Annotated in this window: 2 protein-coding genes and 1 pseudogene; 1 reads left to right on the top strand and 2 read right to left on the bottom strand. The window is 62.0% G+C overall.

Going from position 1 to position 4,165, the window contains the following annotated elements; translation table 11 throughout:
• The coding region (locus NDI87_RS16795; protein WP_296276729.1) for an uL13 family ribosomal protein at positions 1-138 on the bottom strand (138 nt) is incomplete at its 3' end.
• A gap of 211 nt (positions 139-349) precedes the next feature.
• Between NDI87_RS16795 and rlmJ the strand changes: the two genes are divergently transcribed.
• Entirely contained in the window at positions 350-1,240 is an 891-nt protein-coding gene (gene rlmJ, locus NDI87_RS16800; RefSeq protein WP_296276728.1) for a 23S rRNA (adenine(2030)-N(6))-methyltransferase RlmJ, read from the top strand.
• A gap of 58 nt (positions 1,241-1,298) precedes the next feature.
• On the opposite strand, the pseudogene NDI87_RS16805 reads toward rlmJ, so the two are convergent.
• Positions 1,299-4,165 (bottom strand): annotated as a pseudogene (locus NDI87_RS16805) (excinuclease ABC subunit A); the annotation flags it as partial.

Consider the following 4,165-nt stretch of genomic DNA (forward strand, 5'->3'; position numbering starts at 1 on the left):
AGGCGTGTAAATGGCCTTGTGTTTGCCGCGCAAACGGAGAGCAACTTCGCTGGCTACTCGTCCGAGGACCTTGTCGGTCGCGTCAATCACAAACCACTCGTGCACGACCTCAGCGGGTTTTGCGCTGAAAGTTGACATGAGATTTCTCTTTATAAAAGAAGGGTTTGGCGGGCTCTTTTCTACGGTCGGCGTTCCTCTGATGGGAATCTCTTAGGTAGGGATTCAATCGGCACACGGCCCAATCACATAAGACCTGGACGATGCTGAGACACTTCGCCGCGGAGCCACAAAAGCGCTGCGAAGCCCAGCATTATACAAACATACCGGGCACAGCGGTTAACATCCCCACATGTTCAGTTATCGTCACGCCTTTCATGCCGGCAACCATGCCGACGTTCTCAAGCACACCACGCTGCTGGCCATATTGCGCCACATGGCACTCAAAGACACGGCCTTTACCGTGTTTGACACCCATGCCGGGGCCGGTTTGTACCGCCTCGATGGCGACTACGCCAGCACCAGCGGCGAAGCCGGTGAGGGCTATTTGCGCCTGATTGAGAAACTCGCCAGCATCACGCCGACGCCCGCGTTGCAGGACTACCTCGACATGGTGGCCAGTTTCAACACGCCAGGCAGCCACAAGGTGTATCCCGGTTCACCCTTCATCATCCAGCGCCTGCTGCGCGAGCGCGACAAACTCAAGCTGTTTGAAATCCACCCCACCGACACCAAAACCTTGTCCTCCAACATTGCCCAGCTTGACGTAGGCCGACAGGTGGCCGTGCTGCGCGAGGACGGCTTTGAGGGCATCAAGAAATTCCTGCCGCCGCCGTCGCGCCGTGCCTTGGTGCTGTGCGATCCCAGTTATGAAATCAAGAACGACTACAACCGCGTGGTCGACATGGTGGCCGATGCGCTGGTGCGGTTCCCCACCGGCACCTATGCCATCTGGTACCCGATCATCCCGCGCCCGGAAGCGCACCAATTGCCACGCAAGCTCAAGACCCTGGCCAACAAAGCGGGGAAGCCCTGGCTCAACGCCACACTCACGGTCAAGTCCAGCAAGCTGCTCACCAACGACGCGGGTGACGTCATCCGCCCGGGCCTGCCTGCCAGCGGCATGTTTGTCATCAACCCGCCGCACACCCTCAAAAGCGCCTTAAAGGACAGCTTGAAGCAGGTGGCGCTGGTGCTGGCGCAAGACCAGAACAATGCGTTTGAGGTGGAGTCGGGCGCTTAAGCGCCTGACACCTTGACCCCGGAGGCAGCCGAAAGTGCCTCCGATGGGTCATCCACCCCTACCGGTTCAACACCGCGTTTAACGCCACCCCGGTATGCGTGGCCAAGGCCACCACCGCTTCGGGCGAGCCCGCAGCCACGACGCGGCCACCAGCATTGCCGCCCTCCGGCCCCAAATCAATGGCCCAGTCCGCCTCGGAAATCACGTCAAGATCGTGCTCGATTACCACCACGCTGTGACCGCCATCGACCAGACGGTGCAGCACATTGATGAGTTTTTCCACATCGGCCATGTGCAGCCCCACCGTGGGTTCATCCAGCACGTACAGCGTGTGCGGTGCCTTCTGGCCCCGGCGGGTGATGTCGTCACGCACCTTGCTCAACTCGGTCACCAGCTTGATGCGCTGCGCCTCGCCACCACTCAAGGTGGGTGACGGCTGGCCCAGGGTCAGGTAACCCAGGCCCACGTCTTTCAGCAGCTGCAGCGGATGGGAAATGACCGGCATGGCGGCAAAAAAGTCCACGGCTTCATCGACTTCCATCTGCAGCACATCGCCAATATTCTTGCCGCGCCAGGTCACCGCCTGGGTCTCGGGGTTGAAGCGCGCACCCTTGCAGGTTTCGCACAGCACCTTCACGTCCGGCAGGAAACTCATGGCGATGGTGCGAATGCCCTGCCCTTCACAGCCCGGGCATCGGCCTTCGCCGGTGTTGAAGCTGAAACGGTTGGCCGCGTAGCCCCGCGCCTTGGCTTCCAGCGTGTCGGCAAACAGCTTGCGAATGGTGTCCCAGAAGCCGATGTAGGTGGCGGGACATGAACGCGGCGTCTTGCCGATCGGGGTTTGATCGACTTCCAGCACGCGGTCCACCGTCTCGAAGCCGGTGACATCGTCACAACCGACCCAGGCAATGGTTTCGCCCGCTGCCATCGCATCGCGACCGGCCTTGGTACTGCGCTTTTGCACGGCAGCATGCACGTTGACCAGCAACACGTCACGCGCCAGGGTGGACTTGCCCGAGCCACTGACACCGGTGATGGCGACCAGGCGGCTCAAGGGAATGCTGGCTGTGACGTTTTGCAAGTTGTGCATGGTGGCACCCGTCACAGTGATCCAGCGCTGTTCCTCGAGGTTCGTCACCATCCTTCGCGGTTTCAGCGGGTGTTTCATCGCGTGCAGCAAATAGCGACCGGTCTGTGAATCGGCTGCGCCCTGAATGTCCGCCACCGCGCCTTCAGCCACGAGCCGCCCTCCGCGTTTGCCGGCGCTGGGACCAATATCGATGATGTGGTCGGCATGGCGAATGGTGTCCACGTCGTGCTCCACCACCACCAGCGTGTTGCCCTGGTCGCTCAGGGTCTGCAAGGCACCCAGCAGGATCTGGTTGTCACGCGCATGCAGGCCAATGGTGGGCTCATCCAGCACGTAACACACGCCCTGCAAATTGCTGCCCAATTGCGCTGCCAGCCGGATGCGCTGGGCCTCGCCGCCACTCAAGGTGGGAGCGCCCCGGTCCAGCGTCAGGTAGCCCAGGCCCACTTGCTCCAGAAATTCCAGCCGACCCTTGATCTCGGGAATCAGATCGCGCGCGATGTCACTCTCTCGCCCGCTCATGCGGCCCAGAGTCTGCATCGTTTCCACCCAGCCGCGCAGGTCGCTCACGCTCAGGCGTGCCAGCTCGGTAATGGCGATGCCGTCAAATACTGCATTCGACTGATCCGATGCCCCACGAACCCCCATCTCAGGCTGGGGCAAATTCGCGCCAAATCTCACTGCCCGAGCCGTCGCGTTGAGTCGGGTACCCTGGCAAGTGTGACAGGCGGCATCGACCAGATCTTCCACGTCGGGTTCGGAAAAAGTCTGCTCACGGCCCTTGTTGTTGTCATCGCGCACCGAATCATCGAACACCTTGCGCTGTTCGCGCGTGAGCTTGACACCAGTGCCCACGCAGTCCGGACACCAGCCGTGTTTGCTGTTGTAACTGAACAGCCGCGGGTCAAGCTCGGCATAACTGGTGCTGCAGACCGGGCAGGCGCGCAGGGTGGAGAACGCGCTCAAGCGTCCGATGCCCGCCGTGGGCGTGCCCGCCTGCATGGCTTCGCCCAAGCCCGCCAGATCGCTCAACACATGCACCACGCCCTTGCCGTGCTGCAAAGCCTTGGCCAGCGCCTCACGCAACAGCGCTTCCTGTTCCGGCAACACATCGAGGCTGAACACCGGCAACTCAATGGTGTGCTCCTTGAAGCGGTCCAGACGCGGGAAGTTGGTGGTCGGCAAAAAGTTGCCGTCGACGCGCAGATGAGTAAAGCCGCGCGGGCGCGCCCAATCGGCCAGCTCGGTGTAAACGCCCTTGCGGTTCATCACCAGCGGCGCCAGCAGGCCGATGTGCTGGCCGCGGAAATCCTTCATCAACTGCGCCGCGATCTTCTCGGGCGTTTGCGGCGCTACTGGCGTGCCGTCATGGATGCAGTGCTGGGTGCCGAGCTTGACGAACAACAGCCGCAAAAAATGCCAGACCTCGGTGGTGGTGCCTACGGTCGACTTGCGCCCGCCGCGACTCAGGCGCTGCTCAATCGCCACCGTGGGCGGGATGCCGTACACCGCGTCGACCTCGGGCCGGCCCGCCGGCTGCACGATGGACCGGGCATAGGCGTTGAGCGACTCCAGGTAACGGCGCTGGCCTTCGTTGAACAAAATGTCAAAGGCCAGCGTCGACTTGCCCGAGCCGGATACGCCGGTGACCACGGTGAACTTGCCGCGTGGGATGTTGACGCTCAGGGACTTGAGGTTGTGCTCGCGCGCATTGATGATCTGGATGCTGTCCTGCCCGGTCATCTGCTGACCATCGCCGACCCTTGAACCCGCCGGGGCTGGGCTTGCGCCGGGTGACGATGTCGAGGCAGCGAAGCTGACATCTGAGGAGCCCG

Source organism: Rhodoferax sp., assembly GCF_023701345.1.
GTDB lineage: Bacteria > Pseudomonadota > Gammaproteobacteria > Burkholderiales > Burkholderiaceae_C > Rhodoferax.

Coding starts and splice junctions, on each gene's coding strand:
- rlmJ (WP_296276728.1), top strand. CDS start 350: ATGTTCAGTTATCGTCACGCCTTTCATGCCGGCAACCATGCCGACGTT.